At 46.1% G+C, this 17,175-nt stretch carries 13 protein-coding genes; 2 read left to right on the top strand and 11 right to left on the bottom strand.

Annotated elements, in window-relative coordinates:
• The 4 genes from B5D42_RS06070 to B5D42_RS06055 all read right to left on the bottom strand — a co-directional run bounded on the left by B5D42_RS06070 (window position 1) and on the right by B5D42_RS06055 (window position 5,610).
• Entirely contained in the window at window positions 1–348 is a 348-nt protein-coding gene (locus B5D42_RS06070) for a cupin domain-containing protein (protein WP_217698793.1), read from the bottom strand.
• Window positions 345–1,574 (bottom strand): argininosuccinate synthase, encoded by a 1,230-nt coding sequence (argG, locus tag B5D42_RS06065; RefSeq protein ID WP_078830580.1) that lies wholly within the window; start codon window positions 1,572–1,574, stop codon window positions 345–347. The genes B5D42_RS06070 and argG overlap by 4 nt, the downstream gene beginning before the upstream one ends.
• A gap of 36 nt (window positions 1,575–1,610) precedes the next feature.
• Window positions 1,611–2,318, bottom strand: a complete 708-nt coding sequence (locus B5D42_RS06060; protein ID WP_078830579.1) for a GNAT family N-acetyltransferase — start codon at window positions 2,316–2,318, stop codon at window positions 1,611–1,613.
• Window positions 2,319–2,697: 379 nt separating this feature from the next.
• On the bottom strand, window positions 2,698–5,610 hold the full coding sequence (locus B5D42_RS06055; protein WP_078830578.1) for an outer membrane beta-barrel protein: 2,913 nt from the start codon (window positions 5,608–5,610) through the stop codon (window positions 2,698–2,700).
• 334 nt (window positions 5,611–5,944) lie between these two features.
• Here B5D42_RS06055 and B5D42_RS06050 point away from each other — a divergent pair, with 334 nt between their 5' ends.
• Window positions 5,945–6,268: a YHS domain-containing protein gene (locus B5D42_RS06050; RefSeq protein ID WP_078830577.1), complete on the top strand. Its 324-nt coding sequence runs from the start codon at window positions 5,945–5,947 to the stop codon at window positions 6,266–6,268.
• A gap of 344 nt (window positions 6,269–6,612) precedes the next feature.
• Here B5D42_RS06050 and B5D42_RS06045 read toward each other — a convergent pair whose 3' ends face one another.
• The 3 genes from B5D42_RS06045 to B5D42_RS06035 all read right to left on the bottom strand — a co-directional run bounded on the left by B5D42_RS06045 (window position 6,613) and on the right by B5D42_RS06035 (window position 12,094).
• Entirely contained in the window at window positions 6,613–10,374 is a 3,762-nt protein-coding gene (locus B5D42_RS06045) for a DEAD/DEAH box helicase (RefSeq protein WP_078830576.1), read from the bottom strand.
• A 357-nt stretch (window positions 10,375–10,731) separates the two neighbouring features.
• A complete protein-coding gene (locus B5D42_RS06040; protein WP_078830575.1) occupies window positions 10,732–11,460 on the bottom strand; it encodes a 2-phosphosulfolactate phosphatase in 729 nt (242 codons plus the stop codon).
• A 295-nt stretch (window positions 11,461–11,755) separates the two neighbouring features.
• Window positions 11,756–12,094, bottom strand: a complete 339-nt coding sequence (locus tag B5D42_RS06035) for a single-stranded DNA-binding protein (RefSeq protein WP_078830574.1) — start codon at window positions 12,092–12,094, stop codon at window positions 11,756–11,758.
• Between the two features lie 331 nt (window positions 12,095–12,425).
• Between B5D42_RS06035 and B5D42_RS06030 the strand changes: the two genes are divergently transcribed.
• On the top strand, window positions 12,426–12,797 hold the full coding sequence (locus B5D42_RS06030) for a DUF2116 family Zn-ribbon domain-containing protein (protein ID WP_078830573.1): 372 nt from the start codon (window positions 12,426–12,428) through the stop codon (window positions 12,795–12,797).
• Between the two features lie 74 nt (window positions 12,798–12,871).
• Here B5D42_RS06030 and gcvT read toward each other — a convergent pair whose 3' ends face one another.
• The 4 genes from gcvT to B5D42_RS06010 all read right to left on the bottom strand — a co-directional run bounded on the left by gcvT (window position 12,872) and on the right by B5D42_RS06010 (window position 17,031).
• Window positions 12,872–13,957, bottom strand: a complete 1,086-nt coding sequence (gcvT, locus tag B5D42_RS06025; RefSeq protein WP_078830960.1) for a glycine cleavage system aminomethyltransferase GcvT — start codon at window positions 13,955–13,957, stop codon at window positions 12,872–12,874.
• Window positions 13,958–14,134: 177 nt separating this feature from the next.
• The gene (locus B5D42_RS06020; RefSeq protein WP_078830572.1) at window positions 14,135–16,381 is read right to left on the bottom strand and encodes a PspC domain-containing protein; all 2,247 of its coding nucleotides are present in this window, start codon (window positions 16,379–16,381) and stop codon (window positions 14,135–14,137) included.
• A 21-nt stretch (window positions 16,382–16,402) separates the two neighbouring features.
• A complete protein-coding gene (locus B5D42_RS06015; RefSeq protein ID WP_078830571.1) occupies window positions 16,403–16,765 on the bottom strand; it encodes a PadR family transcriptional regulator in 363 nt (120 codons plus the stop codon).
• A 74-nt stretch (window positions 16,766–16,839) separates the two neighbouring features.
• Window positions 16,840–17,031, bottom strand: a complete 192-nt coding sequence (locus tag B5D42_RS06010) for a hypothetical protein (protein ID WP_078830570.1) — start codon at window positions 17,029–17,031, stop codon at window positions 16,840–16,842.
• Between the last annotated feature and the right edge of the window lie 144 nt (window positions 17,032–17,175).

Below are 17,175 nucleotides of genomic sequence, written 5' to 3'. Positions count from 1 at the left end.
TCATAGATTTATTCTGTCGCCTTTTGTGGAAGGCTGGGATGAGAGAATGAATTCCAGCGGCTGGTTCGTTTCATTCAGAATGCGATGCAGCAGGCCTGCCTGTATGTGCAGTCCCTGCTGTTCGTTTACCTGTATGCGTTCGCCGCTGATCTCGAATGTGGCTGTTCCGCTGAGAATATAAAAAAACTGCTGTGCCTGTTGATGATAATGCAATGCTTCGGCTGTTCCGGCCGGCATGCGTTCCCGTTTTACAGAGAGTGAGGGCTCTTCAACCAGTGTCCAGCCATCACAGCCATCGCCCCAGTTATAATGGAGTAATGGTTCCTGTATGGAAACAGGCTTTATCACTTTGCACTATCCTTTACACTGTGGTAGATCGCGGTCTGGTTGCCAAAGATCTTGGAGAAGCCTCTTACATCATCGCCGCTCCAGCCGTTATTCATTTCACCGTATTTACCAAACTTGCTGCTCATGAGATCGTATGCAGATTCAATACCGATCACCTGGAAACGGTAAGGCATCAGTTGTATGAATACGTCGCCGGTTACATTAGCCTGTGAGCTTTCAAAATAAGCTTCTATATCGCGCATTACCGGGTCCATGATCTGTCCTTCATGCAGCCAGTTACCGTAGAACTGTGCCAGCTGGTCTTTCCAGCCGAGCTGCCATTTGGTAAGTACGTGTTTTTCGAGTGCGTGGTGTGCTTTCAGGATGAGCATCGGCGCTGCGGCTTCAAAGCCAACACGGCCTTTGATACCGATGATGGTATCGCCCACGTGAATATCTCTTCCGATACCGAACGGACCGGCAATGGACTGAAGGTGACGAATGGCATCGGACGGATGATCAAACTGCTGATCGTTGATGGCAGTGAGCTGTCCTTTTTCGAAATGCAGTTTTATTTCTTCCGCATCATTCCTGGTGACCTGCGTCGGCCACGCTTCTTCGGGCAGGATGCCTTTGGAATTCAGTGTTTCCTTACCGCCAACGCTGGTACCCCATAAACCTTTATTGATGGAGTATGCGGCTTTCTCAAAGTTCATGTCCACACCTTTCGATTTCAGGTAGGCGATCTCTTCTTCGCGGCTCAGTTTCAGGTCCCTGATCGGAGTGATGATCTCCACGCCCGGGATCATGATATGGAAGATCATATCGAAACGAACCTGGTCGTTACCCGCGCCGGTACTGCCGTGTACAACTGCGGCGGCATTGAGTGCTTTGGCGTGTTCGGCAATATGTAATGCCTGGCTGAGCCTTTCTGCACTTACGCTCAGGGGATAGGTATTGTTCTTTAATACATTCCCGAATACAAGGTATTTGAGAATGCTGTCGTAATAACTTTTTACAGCATCAACCGTAGTGTGCGTTTTTACACCCAGGCGGTAAGCATGCTGCTCGATCTGCTGCAGCTCTTCCTGGCTGAATCCGCCGGTATTTACAATAACACTATGCACTTCATACCCTTTCTCCTCGGTCAGGTATTTTACACAGTAGGAAGTGTCCAGTCCGCCGCTGAAGCCAAGTACCACTTTGGAACCTGCGGGGAGATTGTTGTTTGTCTGGTTGCTGCTCATCTTCTTAAGGTTATGCTTGTTTGAAAAATCTTACGGTTATATATGGAAAAAATGATGGAATAAAGACCTGGGCTTACCGCCGTTGCCGCCGTTCCCTTCGCGTTTCCTGAAAAGGCGCAAGAGCTTGCTCTGCTTGATCTTCATGAAACGTTCGTATAATTTGGAGTTCTTTTTAAAATCGTTTGAAGTTTCTTCCGGTTCATAATGATCTGCAGGATCGTACAGCATTGCGGTACACATGCAGTTCTTGCGGTTCTTGCTCATGAGGATATCATAGTTCACGCAGCTTTTACAGCCGGCCCAGAACTCCTCATCATCTGTGAGTTCGCTGTAGGTAACAGGCTCATAACCCAGGTCGCTGTTGATCTTCATCACGGCAAGGCCGGTAGTTAACCCGAATATTTTCGCCTGCGGGTATTTCACCCTGGAAAGATTGAAAATGGTCTGCTTGATCTGTTTGGCAACGCCGCTTTTCCTGAATTCAGGTGCAACGATCAGGCCGCTGTTGGCAACAAATTCATCATGGCCCCAGGCTTCAATGTAGCAGAAGCCTACCCAGGTACCGTCTTCAAGCAACGCGATAACAGCTTTGCCCTCGTTCATTTTCATGGCAACATAATCGGGACTGCGTTTGGCAATACCGGTACCACGTGCTTTGGCCGAGGCTTCCATCTCATCAGTGATGGTTTGAGCATAATGTGCGTCGCCACTATTGGCTATACGAACAATGATCTTTTGTTCCAACTTGAAAAATTAATAACGTGAAAAGAAAACACTTTCAGTGTCGAAAGGAGATTCCGGGGGATTTTCCACTGATAGGGGCAAGTGCCAGTTGCTCGTCCTATCAGCAACCACGTCGGGATTGCGGGAGACGGTTATACACAGGTACCGGCATCGGTTGCGGACCGCTGAATAAAACTGTCATGATATGTTTGAACAAGTGCTTCACTTAATAAATAGCTTGTACAATTTTTGAGGGCGTAAAAGTATAACAGTTTCCAATAAATACGGGATTTTATTTATGAAAATTTGGTTAACACTATGCTTACGGGTGTTAGCCTGCAAAAAAAAGAGCCGTTTCAATTGAAACGGCTCCGGAAGGGGATATATAAGCGTTATACGATTATTCGAAACCACCACGGCCGCCACCGTTGCCGCCCATACGCATCTGGCCGCCGCCCTGGCCACCCATACGCATCATGTTAGGCATACGCTGCTGGTCTCCGCCGCGTTGCTGCTGACCCTGTGCACCGAACCTGCGCAGGTTGTAGGTGAACGTTACCATGAAGTAACGGCTCAGCACTTTGTTCTGCACGTTGCTGAATGAGTTGGCGCTTGCAGTAGTAGTGATGCTTTTGTTCTGTTTCAGCAGATCGAACACAGAGAATTTGATCTCTCCGGCCTTGTTTTTCAGGATCTGTTTAGACAGGCTTGCATTCCACAGGAAGATATTCAGGTCATATCCTTCACCACGTCCGGTGTTGATCGTGTAATCAAAATCGGTAGCTAACACCCAGCCGCTATGTGTGTAATAGGTAGCGTCTGTAGAGATCAGGTGCGAAGCATAGTTGGTATTCTGCTTAGGATTGAGTGTATACCTCGCCATGTTAAAGCTTGGCGCATACGTGAAGTTCATATCGAAATTGTCCTTCAGGTTGGTAGTCCAGGCTACTTCACCACCCAGGCTTGTATTGCGGGTGTAGTTGCTCCTGTTATCCACCAGGCCCTGGCTCTGGCTCAACGCAGCTACAGCTCTCAGGTTCAGGTTGCTCTTAGGGCTTTTGATCGGGAAACCGTAGTTCACGAAACCGTTGATATTGTAGGTTCCGCCCAGGTTTACCGGTTTGGTCAGCTGACCACCGTTGGGCAGGCTGAATGTAGCATTCTGGATATCATCCTGAACGAAGCTTGCATTCACGCTTGCGAAAATCAGGCGCTGGGTGAACATATCGAATGAGTTGAACAACAGGCGGATGCTGTGTGTGAACTGCTGTTTCAGATCGGGGTTACCCATTTTTACATTCAGCTCATTGCTGTTGTCGGTTACAGGCTGTAACTGATCGATGCTTGGCTGACCAGGACGACCGTTATAGAAAATCCTCAGCGTCTTGGTTTTAGTGAAAGAGTAGTTCAGGTTAGCAGTAGGGAAGAAGTTCACATAATGCTGGGTAAGCACGCTGTCTTTGGTCAGGTTATGGCTCTTCCTGTCGCCCACCTGGATACCCGAACCCACGCTGAAGTTCACTTTGGCGTTCTGGATACGGTAGCTGACAGTTGCCCTGTTGGAAGTGAAGTCATTTTCGAACAGGTTACTCAGGTTGCCTACCGGGAGGTCGTATTTGCCGGTGGCTTTATTATAGGCATAAGTCTGTTTACCGGAAGTATTGTTATTATAAGAGTAGTTATAATTCAGCTCGATCATCTGGTTTTTTCCGATTGGCTCGGTATAGGAAGCCGTCACCGACAAATTCTTGGTCTCCGGGTTACTGGAATAGATCTGGTTGGTTGTATCCTTTGTGTTGAGACTGTAATTATTGGTGATCGTCAGGTTCTCGCCCGTACCATCGTTCGTGTTGTGTCCGCCGTTCAGGTTCAGAGAGAAAGTTCTACCCTTTTTCAGGAAACGGTGACGGAAAGTTGCGTCGATGCTTGCGTTATAACCAGAGTTCTCACGAGTGTTACGCATGTTCACATCACTCAGTTTGGTTGTAACACCTTTATTGAGGATAGAAACTTCGCTCATCTGTTCTGTGATGGAATAAGTTTTCTGGAAGCTGATATTTGGTCTGATAATCAGCGTGTTATTTGAATCGAACTGGTGTTCGATGTTCATGTTGATCCTGTGGTTCTGGTTATGCGTCATAGACGATTGTACAGAATTGCTCAGGCGTGAAGAATCAGGATTATTGGTAATGTACTGGTCAAAACGTTTCTGATCCCTGTAAGTGCGCTGGTCGTTGTAGAAATAGCTTCCGTAGAACTGGGTTTTGGTACCCCAGTTATCGCGGTAGTTCAGACCACCGGCCCAGGTATTCACGATACCGCCGCCGCTTCCGCTTCCGGAGAGGCCGCTGACCATCGTCATGCCGCCACCTCCGCCACCGCCACGGCCACCGCCGCCGCCGAAGTTGCCGCCGCCACCGCCGAAGTTACCACCGCCGAGTGAGCCAAGCATATCCTGAACAGAGAAGTTCTGTTTGTTTACGTTGTTACCCTGGCCGATAAGGGTGATCTGCTGATCGCCATTGAAACGGCTGAAATTGAAGCTGTTATCGTACAGGCCCTCGTCGTCTTTCGCACCGAATCCAACGGCAGCTTTACCGAAATAGCCTTTACGTTTGTCTTTACGGGTAGTAATGTTGATTGTTTTGATACGGTTACCATCGTCGAAGCCGGTAAATGCGCTCTGGTCGCTCAGGGCGTCGAAAACCTGGATTTTGTCGATCACATCCGGAGGCAGGTTACGGGTAGCCATTTTAGGGTCATTACCGAAAAACTGCTTTCCGTCTACGAGGATACGCTGTACCTGCTCGCCCTGGGCTTTGATATTACCGTCTTTATCTACCTGGATGCCAGGTACTTTTTTAAGCAGATCTTCTGCTACAGCATTAGGTTTTGTCTTGAATGCAGATGCATTGAATTCCACGGTATCTTTCTTCATCTGGATGGGAGACTGGGTTACAGTAACCATACCCAGATCGTTATCCTGTGTTTTCATGTACACGGATCCGAGATCGATAGTGGTATTGGATTTTGAAAAGTTAAGCTTACGCCAAACTGTTTCATACCCCTGGAATTTTACCTGAAGTATCATTTCTTCGAGGTCAATATTCGTTACTGAGAAGCTGCCGTCCGCTTTGGAGAGGCCGAATACTTCCAGTGTGGAGTCTTTTCCGTTGAGGATGGTGATTGTTGCATCTTTCAGGGATTGTTTTCCTACGGTGTCTACCAGTTTACCTTTGACGGTACCGGTATTCTGGCCCCAGGAAGCAATAGAGAATAGAATGCATGCCAGGAATGGTAAAAATTTGCTCATAAGTGATCAGTATGATTGAAAAACGAATGTAAATTCCTTTTTCAAGTTTATGGGTTCATTAAATTTCAGCGGAAAACTACTGTGATAGTTGGGAATGCCATTCAAATAATCGGTGAAACCATAGCTTAAAAAGGCAGCTATCGTTTTAACATTTCTTTAAACGATGAATCAAAGAAAAAAAGCGGTAAAACAATCGCCTGAAATGCATTACAGAGAACTGTTTCGGGCTGTTGCTATTGATAATACAGTGGTTATGTATTAACGACACTTTATTGTATGAATAACCGGCAACGGATAATGATTACTTTTACTGAAATCTAACACTGCATTTTTTATGAAAAGAAAATCACTGGTAACACTGCGTTTCGTTCTGACCTTTTTTGCTGCAGGCTTATTGCTTGCATCCTGTGGCAATGGTGCTACGGCAGAGAATACACCAAAAGATACTACTGCCAAAGACATCATGGCACCTGAACATCGTTTTACGGCGGATGTGGTGGATAACAAAAAAGACCCGGCCTGCGGAATGCCTGTTACTGCGGGAATTACAGATACCGCTCAATATAAAAGCAAAGTGCTAGGTTTCTGTTCGAAGGAATGTAAAACCGAGTTTGAAAAGAACCCTGAGCAGTATATCGCTGCTGCGCAGATTAAATAGTTTTCAATGACGACGATGCGTTACTAGTCAGGCGACACCAGATGTTCGGAAAAATTTAATAAATCTACCAGTCTTTGCAGAGGCGCCTCTATGGCTTCGGTACCCAGCGAAGCGCAGGTAATCGGAATGAAGCGAAGCTCATTTCGATAGAGGCTAAAGAAGCGCTGGCGCAAAGACGAGGCCCAGCGGCCTGAGCGACAAATGCCGGCACCCGTCTGAAAGTCGGAATTGATGAGCATCTTTAAAATAGCAAGTGCGTGCTGCGCTGAGTCCCCTTCGGAAGGCATCAGCGAGAGAAGATGTGTTCCGAACAGGGTCAGGCGACCAACATCGGTAAGTACAAATTAACTGAACAGGTATTCCACATCCTCTTTCGTAAGACTCTTGACAAAGCCTTCATCATCCGTGATCAGGTCTTTGGCAAGGCTTTTTTTACGTTCCTGAAGTTTCAGTATTTTGTCTTCCACGGTATCTGTACAGATCATGCGGTAAGCGAAAATATTTTTTGTCTGGCCGATACGGTGAGTCCGGTCGATCGCCTGTTGTTCCACGGCAGGATTCCACCATGGATCAACAATATATACATAGTCTGCAGCTGTGAGGTTCAGACCTACGCCACCGGCTTTAAGTGAAATAAGGAAAACACGGCAATTGTCATCGTTCTGGAATCTTTCGATTGCTCTTTCACGTTCAGCTACGGTACTGCTGCCATCGAAATACTCATAATCAACACCGAGTTCTTTCATTTTCTCCTTGATCAGCGCCAGCATGCCCAGGAATTGGGAGAAGATCAGGGCTTTGTGGTTGCTGATGTTCTCTGTTATCTCACGGCCAATCTCTTCCAGTTTCACAGATACGTTCGGGTATCTTTCTTCCTCTTTTACGATTGCCGGGCTATCGCAGATCTGCCTGAGTTTCATCAGGCCCTGTAAAATGGTAAGTTGTGATTTCTGTATGCCCTGGTTTTCTACCACGCCAAGGATCTTGTCGCGGAAATCGTTCCGGTAGGCATCGTAGATCTTGCGTTGTTCTTCGCCCATTTCGCAGAACAGGACCATTTCCTGTTTTTCGGGAAGGTCTTTGGCTACCTGCTCTTTTGTTCTGCGGAGTATAAAGGGATATAATAATTTTCTTAAATGATCTTTCTGCTCCTTTTCTCCGAATTTGTCGATCGGTATGGAGAATTCCTGTTTAAAGAACTCCACACTGCCGAGCATGCCCGGGTTGAGGAAGTTCATCTGTGCGTAAATGTCGAAAGTGTTATTCTGCAATGGCGTACCACTCAGGCAGAGGCGGTTCTTTGCGTTTAACAGGCCGGCCGCTTTTGTTACTTTACTGGAAGGGTTTTTAATAGCCTGACTTTCATCAAGCACAACATAGTCGAATGTTACTTCCACAAACTGGCGGATATCACTTCTGAGGGTTCCGTAAGTGGTGATGATCACGTTGGCAGGATGTTTCAGGAAACTGTCGCGCATGCGGCTGCCGCCGTGGTGAACATAAAAACTGATACCCGGTGTGAATTTTTTGATCTCGTTCTGCCAGTTATACATCAGCGTGGTAGGACAAACCACCAGTGCCTTTAATCCATGGTTTACCTCTTTCAGGTAATGAAGGAAGCTGAGCGTTTGCAGGGTTTTACCAAGACCCATATCATCGGCGAGGATACCGCCCCAATGTACTTCACGGAGGTAATTAAGCCATTGGAAACCGCTTTCCTGGTAAGGCCGCAGGATCGATTTCAGATGAGCCGGTGCAGCAATTTCCTTGATGGAATGGTTTTCCTTCAGTTTCTCGTATTTTTCTTCCAGCTGGAAGAAAAGCTCTTCTTCATCGCGCTGCAGATAGAGTTCCTCGATTACACTGAAATGATATTTGCTCAGTTTCATGGAGCCGGATTTCCCGTCGCCCACGCGGAACAGCAATGCGTATTTCCTGATCCATTCTTCCGGCAGAATTCCTAATGTGCCGTCTTCCAGTTGAACGAACTGTTGTTTATTGGCCAGTGCCTTCTTCACTTCGTCCACAGTTACTTTCTGGCCGCCGAAATCTATTTCCACTTTAGCATCGAACCAGTCGGTATTGCTGCTGATAAAAATACGTGTAGATGGTTTTGCCGTATTGAAACGGAATTTCTTCAGCGCTTCAAAACCATAGACAGGTATGTTCATTTCTTTAGCCGCATCCACAAAGAGGAAGAACCAGTTATTGCGTAATACCTCGCTTCCTTTCAATGCGAGTGTTCCACCTTCAGCAGGACGGATAAAATGAGAGTGCAGCGATTCTATTTTTTCGATGAAAGCCTGTTCCGCATCTGTATTGCGTTGAATGATGAGCAGCTTATCAGCCATGGGAAGAATGATCCTTTCTTTATCGGTGCTGCGCACATCATAGCCACGGTAATTGAATACAGGCTGGAACAGAAGGTAATCACCTTTTTCTTTCAGCATCACTTTCACTTCCGGTTTTACATCTTTCAGTTCTTCACGCTGTACATTGCTGAAGTGGACATTGTATTCTTTCGAAAGCGGCAGGATAAACTGCTGTAACTGGAAAGCCCAGTCTTCTGCGGCGATAGTGATCTTTCCTGAAGGCAGGAATTTTTCGATCACCTGGATATCTTCCGGTTTTTGCCAGGTGTAGAACTGGTTATGGTATTGAAACAGGAGAGGCGTTTCACTTTCATTATCTGCAATACTAAGATCCGCAAGCGGTAATTTCACCCGACAACTAATCTCGTATTGTCCGTTGGCGTAGCCGACTTCAAATTCCGGGCTGATAAACTGTGCCGAAAGCTCTGCCTGCTGCAGGTTGGCCGTTGTATAAGCTTTACCCGGTGGCAGGTAGAACACAAATGGACTACCGGTCAGTTCAGTAAATATTTTCCTGATCTTGGGGTGGAGGTATTCGTTGATCAGATGCCTGGTCTCATCCGGCAGCTCATCATCATGTTGCTGTACAATATTCTCCCAGATTCCGCTGAAAGGCGAGTTGCGGTTCAGGTAACGGCTGATTTCATTGGGCAACAGCTTGCGAAGCTGCTGCAGCAGCATTTTATCTTCTTCGTTGAAGTTCTCGGTGTTTACAAATTTCACGAGGTCTATCCTTGCAACTTTTGAAGTGTATTTTGTATTGTCCTCGTCAGGTTCACCTTGTACGGCATCCAGCTGCAGGTAGGGGTATTGTAGTTCGTTGGCCGCGATCACAATGCCAAGCCTGAGTAATGTTTTGTTTTCCTGTTCTTCCTCAGTTTCGGGTAATTCCGTTTTATCTTCAATGGGTTTCGGACGTGTTTCTGCCTGCTGCGTTGCCGAGACACGTTTGATGGATGAATCGAGTACACGCAGAAATGGTTTGCCTTCTGTATAAGTGAACTCAAATTTTCCCTTCAGGTCATCGTCGAGGGAATAACCGTATAAAGCAAGCAGTTTATTTTTTTCTTTATCCCAGTTACGGATCGTGTCGAAATAATTCGGTCCGTAATTATGCAGCAGCTGCAATAACAGTATCACCTTATGAACGCAGAGCGGGTGCGTTGTATCGCTGTTACAGGTACAGCTCGTATCGAAATTACGTTCTTCGTTTTTCTGTATAAGCAGCTTGTATGTTTCACCCTCATATTCCAGTGTGGCCTGTACTCTTTCTTCTTTGGCCTCTAGTATATTGGATCTGCTGCTGCGGAGGTAATCTTCCGCAGCGGCAAAACTTTCCTGCGAGGTCAGCATCCGGATCAATTTCAGATCAAGCTGTTTCATTTTTACAACGGTATGCCGTTGTTCATATGCCACATCTTTATCACCAAGCAGGTTTTTATCCAGCATATCCTGGAGATGGAAAAGTGCTCCTGCCTTGTGCCTGCAGATTTCCGAAAGGTTGTAAGGGCAGCTGCATCGCAGCGATAAGGTTTTAGGGTCTTTGAACTGGTTGATATGGACTTTATAAAAAGTGGCATAACCATCGTCTTTCACCCTGAATACAACATTACCCATGAGTTCGTCATACTCCATCAGTTCCACGTTCCCGAGGGCATGGATCTTCTTGCCTCTCCGGATCACTTCTTCAGTGCCGGTATTGTAAATATGTTTGATCAGGTAGGGTAGTGCCATAGCTTATACTTCTGTTGCCGCCCGGCATACCAGGAAAAATTCTCATAGCTCCATCACATAGCGATCACGTATAATTCCTGGTTTGCCAGTAGAAAAAGGGCAATTTGCAAAAGTAACAAAAAGCAAGGCAGTTCCCATGCTGTTTGAAAATATTGTGGATGAAATGTTTGTTAATATCAGATCATCCGGGAAGCACTCCCATTGATTCCGAAGCGGCTAAGGCTGCCTGGGTCAGCTTACAGGGCATGTTCTGTATTCTGTATGAGGTAACGGATCTCTGAAAATACGGTAGAGCTGCTATAGCGTATCAGCTGGTGCAAATTTTATTTTTATATTACCCAGGCTTACGGACGTTTGTTAACGGTTATGTGCCACCAGGTCTCCATTCCTGTAAATAGGTAATATGTTGGCAACATCGGCAGTTACACAGTATTCGAGGTCTGCTTCAAGTCCGTAAGAAGCCAGCCGGTGCCAGTGCGTAGTATTACGGATAAAGCTGTAGATATCATCTTTGTGCAGGTTGTAGATGTCTTCTGCCATCAGGCTGCTGTCGCAGTGAATGGTGAAATATTTTTTAATATTATGTATCACCGCGCCGGCAAAAAGCGTGTCTTCCAGGTTAAACCTGTCCTTCCAGGCTGAGCAACCCAGGATCACATTCTTTCCGGCAGAAAGCAGGTGCTCGCAGACGGCAGAAAGATTGGGAAAGGAGCCGGTTACAATTTCGGAAGCCCCGTTATTCAATGCCATATGAAGCAGTTTAGTACCATTGGTTGTTGTGAGTACCAGTGTTTTCCCTTCTATGAAAGAGCGTGGATATTCAGCCGGAGAGTTGCCATGGGCAAGTCCTTCTATCACTTTGCCATCGCGCTCTCCTGCAGTAATACCTCCGGTCAGTTTGCCGAGTTCAATGCATTTGTTCACACTATCAACTGGGATAATTCTTCCTGCACCATTATATAAAGCCGTGGCGATAGTTGAAGTAGCACGAAATACATCAATGATAACGACAATACTATTGGGCATATCGTAAATATCAAGTAACCTGGGTGATAATACGGTATGCAATGTTGGTTTGCTGCTCATAAGGCCGCAAAGATAAAGTATCGAAAAGTAAAAATTGGGCCTGCCTTAAAAAGCCGGCCCGGCATGCAGGGTTATACGAAATGGTAAACTGTGATGCCTGCTTTGCGCCGGTTACCCGTCGACTCACCACATCTGCCAGACCGTAGTGTCAGTGCCGCAATTCTGCCTGTCGGCAAACGCACAAACAGCAGGCATTATACAAGCACAGAAACCCGCACGACCAAACACAAAAGAACACCCTCTCTACTAACCGATTTCTATGAACGGAAGCCGCCAGTTATGATTTTTTCTGCTATTATGTTTTTTTGCTGAGTATAAGCAGTTCTGTTGCCTGTACTTCTGTTGTATGGTGCTTGACTCCGTTCTTGTCAACAAAACTTTTGCTGAGCAGCCTGCCTTCAATGGCTATTTCTGTCCCTTTCTGAAGATGTTTCTCGGCAATCTCTGCCAGCTTGCCCCAGGCTATGATATTATGCCATTGGGTATCCGTCTTTTTCTCACCATCTGCATCTTTAAATGTTTCGTTGATCGCGATACGGATAATGGCCATTTTCCTGCCTTCTCCGAAGAGCCGTATGTCAGGCGGCTGGCCGAGATTTCCGATTAACTGTACTTTGTTTTTGATCGCATTCATATTTGCTTTTTTATGAATCAGCACAGGTTATTTCCTGCAATGACAAGGCAAATATGAATGACTGACGGATCCTCAAACGAATATTAAACGCGTACTTCCGTAAGTAAACGCATAAAGAAAATGACGGGTAAATAATGTAACCGGAAGCATGTCTGGTACGTATCCGGTCATTCTTAATTATAGCAATAGATGTTATTCTATGCAAGAATACCGAAGAAATAAGAATATTTTAATGCGTATTTATACGTTATTAATAAATGGCGTACAAATACGCATTTGATTGCAGTGCCTTGACAGCTTACTTTACACAGATTCTTATAAAAACATTATTATGACAACCGAAAACAAAACATGCGCCGTATGCGGAAAACCTGTGAAAGGGCGGACTGATAAACGTTTTTGCGACAGTTACTGCAGAAGCTCATTCAATAACCAGCAAAACGGGGCCGGAAATAAATACATACGCAGTATCAACCATACCTTATATCGCAACCGGCGTATATTAAAGGAACTTTTGCCTGCAACTGCCGATGCCGTTAAAACCCCGGTACAGGATCTTTATACGAAGGGCTTTCTTTTCAATTACTTCACACATACCCATACCAGTAAGAAAGGAATGACTTATTATTTCTGTTATGATCATGGCTATCTGCCGCTTGAGGGAGACCGCATGCTGATTGTCCGTAAAATGCTTACCGGTTAAACATTGCGGAGCACAGGGAACAAAACAAAACGGCCGGTAACAAGTACCGGCCGCAAACTATTGAAATATATAAGTTATGCAAACGGCAGTTTAACCACTTTGGCTTTAACCGGCGTATTCCTGATGTCGATAAAGATCTCACTATCAGCAGCTGCGTGTTCAATGCTTACGTAACCCAGGCCGATCGCTTTACCTAAAGATGGCGCCTGTGTTCCGCTGGTAACCTTTCCGATAACATTACCACTGGCATCTTTGATCAGGTAATCATGGCGGGGTATGCCTCTTTCGATCATTTCAAAACCAACCAGGCGGCGTTTTACACCTTCTGCTTTCTGTGCCTGCAGGATATCTTTAGCTGTAAAGTCTTTTGTGAACTTGGTGATCCAACCCAGCCCTCCTTCAAGCGGCGAAGTAGTATCATCAATATCATTACCGTACAGGCAATAGCCCATTTCGAGCCTTAATGTATCCCTGGCGCCCAGCCCGATCGGTTTAAGCCCCTGCGGGCCACCGGCTTCGAAGATGGCGTCCCAGATCTGTGCTGCCGCCCCGTCCTTGTCTTCAAAATAAATCTCTACGCCACCGGCTCCGGTATAACCGGTTGCACTGATCAGCACATTATCAACACCTGCAAATTTACCCTTGGTAAAAGTGTAATATTTCAGGTTCATGATATCAGTGTCGGCAAGCGGCTGCAATATTTTTGTAGCGTTGGGGCCCTGTATCGCGAGCAGGCAGGTCTTATCGCTGATATTGTGCATTTCAGCGCCGTTGGTATTCCTGTCACTGATCCATTTCCAGTCTTTTTCAATATTGGATGCATTCACCACCAGCATATAGGTCTTGCCCGGCTCGATACAATAAACGATCAGATCGTCCACTATGCCGCCCTGTTCGTTGGGCAGACAACTGTACTGAGCCTGACCTGCTACAAGTTTGGATGCATCGTTTGATGTAACACGCTGGATCAGCTCAAGTGCATGTTCTCCTTTTACCATGAACTCTCCCATATGACTTACATCAAAAACACCGGCATTCTTACGTACGGTCGCATGCTCATCGTTGATACCGCTGTAGCTGATAGGCATATTATATCCGGCAAACTCAGCCATTTTGGCACCGAGCGCAATGTGCTTGTCTGTAAAAGGGGTGTTTTTCATATCAATCGTAGGTTTTGTTCGGCGCAAAAATAAGAGAAAGCTGACTGTTAAAAACAAAGGCGGCAGAATTGTTCCTGCCACCTTGTTAAACCAACTGCGCCAAAAGAATGTAAGAGAAGGGAAGAACCCCGTTCTGGGAACAGGACCGGGTTCTTGTTTTCCCAACTTCAACCGAGTTTAAGATGCCAGTTCCATCATGGTCAGTCGCATCAGTTCCAGCGGCATATCAGCACTTTCCGGCTCTATATCGTGAGCACCTCCTGGTGCTGCTGTTTTGAGTTGTTTGGAAGCATCTTCATAAGAAACTGCTTTCTGGTAACGGTAACGTGTTGTATCCAGTGGCTTCGAGAGCTCTTTTTTCAGTTCTTCAGCTTCTTTCTGCTTTTTATCGAGCTCTTTCTGCATGTCTTCACGGCTTTTCTTGTAGTTCTCCAGTGCTTCACTTTCTACCTCTTTCCTGTCGTCCCTGTCTTCTTCTACTTTTTTATCTTTCTTCACCCTCTCCAGTCCTCCGGGAGTCATGATATATTCTACGTTAGAGCTCCAGTCTTCATAGTTGTTGCTCCAATCGTCCTCTTCCCAATCCCATTCGTTTCTTCCGGTATGGATGCGGAACCAGTTCAGCCTGCGGGATACACTTTTGTCGATCTCGATCCTTTTGCCCACAGGAACCTGGATGGTTACCTGTACGCCCTGGTTACGGAATTTGGTGCCGCGTTTCAGAGAGAAGCCTCTGTCGAGCCATACGGTGCTATCCTGCTGGTTAATACCGTAATTGATCTCTTTGATATTACGCAGTGCAATGCCTTCATCGCTGCCGTTGCTGTATTTGAAAGCAGAAATATGATAGGCTGAATCGGTACTTTTTACAATATGCAGTCTCACGTTGTTGAGGAAGAGGCTGTCGTTATTCATGCTCATGATGCCATCCATCCTGAACCAGCGGCCGTATACCTTCACTTTTGTATCCGGTACTTTTACGATCAGCTTTCCGGTGGATGGTTGTGCTACCGTGTAATCCTGTTTTTCTCTTGCTCTCGCATCAAAGTTGCGTGTGATGGAGACTGCGAGGAGGATACCGCAGATAAGCCCGATGAACCAGAGTCCGCTGAAAGTGAAACCGATATACCTGTTGCCCGACCTGATACCCATGATGCGGCGGATGCACCATACAACCAGTGCTATTACCGGCACACCCAGGAAGAGCAGTAATGTTGCCCATGCAAGTGCATTCTGCCAGAATCCTTCGAGGAAGAAATCTTTCAGCGGGAACACACCCACACCCGCTCCTGTCAGCGCGATCAGCGCGATCAACAGTACAAAAGCCAGGATACCCGCGAGGAAAAGAAAGAAGGCTTTGAGTAAGATACCCAGTGCATTCAGCAACCTGTTACCGCTTTTCTTGGCTACATAACCGGCTTCAGCGCCGAACTGTGCGCCTTTCTGGCCAACAGTGTGTCCGAACTCCTTTCCGAAATGCTGCGCTTTTTCCTTGAATTCACCCCCCCATTTCTCCGCGCGGTTCTTGAATCCTTCCAGGTCTTCCTGGATCGTATTCTTAATTGTATTCAGATCTATTTTCTCACCGCGCATTTCCAGTTTTTCCGATGCACTTTTTGCTTCCGGGATCACTGCCCACAGAATAGCATAAGTGATAAAGAGCGTTCCGCCGAAGGAACCGAAGATGATGCCGGGGAACGGATCAAAATCGAACCAGAATGCGTTGCGGAAAATAGAAGTAATGATACCTACCACCAGCGGGAAAACAAAGATGAGTCTTGGGATCCATACCGCGATATCAAAATACGCCGCAATGCCGCTTGCCACACCGGCTACCACTTTTTCTTCAGGATTACGGTACATCCTTTTAGAAGTAAGGTTGCTTGCCAGTGGTTTGGATGGCAATATGATCCAGAGCAGGATATAAATCAGTATACCTGTTCCCGCACCAAAGCTGCTCAGCGCAAACACGAGACGTACAATGGTAGGATCTATTTTAAGATAATGAGCCAGCCCGCTACACACACCACCCAGGATCTTTTCATTATCATTACGATATAAGCGGCCACGACCTTCCTGAACAGGTTCGAAAGCTGCGGCGCTTCCTGTATAGCTTTCCTTTTTCTCTTCGCCACCCAGCTGTGAGTGCACTTTGTTCTCTTCCTCATCAAAATCTTCAGGTCTGCCCATACTGGCGATGATGTTATTTACATCTTCTTCAGTAATACAGGTACTGCCTTTTTTCAGGCTATCGCCAAACAGCTCAGCTATTCGTCCTTCAATATCATTAATGATCTCGTCTCGTCCCTCCTCGTTGGCAAAAAATTTACGCAAACTTTCCACGTACTGCTTCAGCAGGTCGTAGGCAGCTTCTTCAATGGGGATCACCCTGCCCTGGAAGTTTATATTGATTACCTTTTTCATTGTCTGTTCTAGTTTTGTTGGTTAAGGTTGGGATTGGATTTCTTCGGACGATTGATTCTGTGGTTGTGTCAGCGCATGAACGGCGTCTGCCAGTTCCTGCCAGGTACGTTCGAGTTCTTTGTAAAACTCCAGACCTGTATCAGTCATCACGAAATATTTACGCGGCGGTCCGCTGTTACTTTCCACCCAGCGGTAAGTTAAAAGACCCGCATTTTTCAGTCGCGTCAGCAGCGGGTAGAGTGTTCCTTCAAGAATGTGCAGGTTGGCAGCTTTCATTCGGTCCACGATATCACTCGGGTAAACTTCACCCTGGCGTATGATGGATAAAATGCAAAACTCCAATACGCCTTTCCGCATCTGGCTCTGTGTATTCTGTATATCCATAACCTGGAGTTTTTAATGACCTTATCCTGATGGATACCGGTCGTTTTTATTGGAATTGTTTTCTTGGGTACTTTTTATGCTGTCAGGTGCCTTCTGCTGATCCTGATTCTGCGGCTGCGCTGGAAGTTCCAGTAGTCTACCGCTCCGAAGATCGCTTTATGCTGTACGCCGTTATTAACAGCAACGGTTTCTTTTACTTCTTTCACCAGGGTCTCTGTATGAGCCCGGCTGATCTGCTGAAAGAAATTGGTGTTTTGTGTTTTCATGATCTTTTTATTTGAATTCGTTATTGATCTACTTTGATAACACAAAGATGGAACATTATTTGGTACTATGCAACACATAGTACCAAGTTTTTTTTAGTAATAGGTACGGGAAGATATTGTATATATCATAAATCATTGATTTAC

Origin of the sequence: Sediminibacterium ginsengisoli (assembly GCF_900167075.1) — a bacterium.
In the GTDB taxonomy this organism is placed as follows: Bacteria; Bacteroidota; Bacteroidia; order Chitinophagales; family Chitinophagaceae; genus Sediminibacterium; species Sediminibacterium ginsengisoli.
This window is presented reverse-complemented; position numbering and strand designations above follow the sequence as displayed.

What these genes read in the sequence shown, in the direction of transcription:
- argG (WP_078830580.1), bottom strand. Translation starts at nt 1,574, where the DNA reads ATGAGCAGCAACCAGACAAACAACAATCTCCCCGCAGGTTCCAAAGTG.
- B5D42_RS06055 (WP_078830578.1), bottom strand. Translation starts at nt 5,610, where the DNA reads ATGAGCAAATTTTTACCATTCCTGGCATGCATTCTATTCTCTATTGCT.
- B5D42_RS06050 (WP_078830577.1), top strand. Translation starts at nt 5,945, where the DNA reads ATGAAAAGAAAATCACTGGTAACACTGCGTTTCGTTCTGACCTTTTTT.
- B5D42_RS06045 (WP_078830576.1), bottom strand. Translation starts at nt 10,374, where the DNA reads ATGGCACTACCCTACCTGATCAAACATATTTACAATACCGGCACTGAA.
- B5D42_RS06040 (WP_078830575.1), bottom strand. Translation starts at nt 11,460, where the DNA reads ATGAGCAGCAAACCAACATTGCATACCGTATTATCACCCAGGTTACTT.
- B5D42_RS06035 (WP_078830574.1), bottom strand. Translation starts at nt 12,094, where the DNA reads ATGAATGCGATCAAAAACAAAGTACAGTTAATCGGAAATCTCGGCCAG.
- B5D42_RS06030 (WP_078830573.1), top strand. Translation starts at nt 12,426, where the DNA reads ATGACAACCGAAAACAAAACATGCGCCGTATGCGGAAAACCTGTGAAA.
- gcvT (WP_078830960.1), bottom strand. Translation starts at nt 13,957, where the DNA reads ATGAAAAACACCCCTTTTACAGACAAGCACATTGCGCTCGGTGCCAAA.
- B5D42_RS06020 (WP_078830572.1), bottom strand. Translation starts at nt 16,381, where the DNA reads ATGAAAAAGGTAATCAATATAAACTTCCAGGGCAGGGTGATCCCCATT.
- B5D42_RS06015 (WP_078830571.1), bottom strand. Translation starts at nt 16,765, where the DNA reads ATGGATATACAGAATACACAGAGCCAGATGCGGAAAGGCGTATTGGAG.
- B5D42_RS06010 (WP_078830570.1), bottom strand. Translation starts at nt 17,031, where the DNA reads ATGAAAACACAAAACACCAATTTCTTTCAGCAGATCAGCCGGGCTCAT.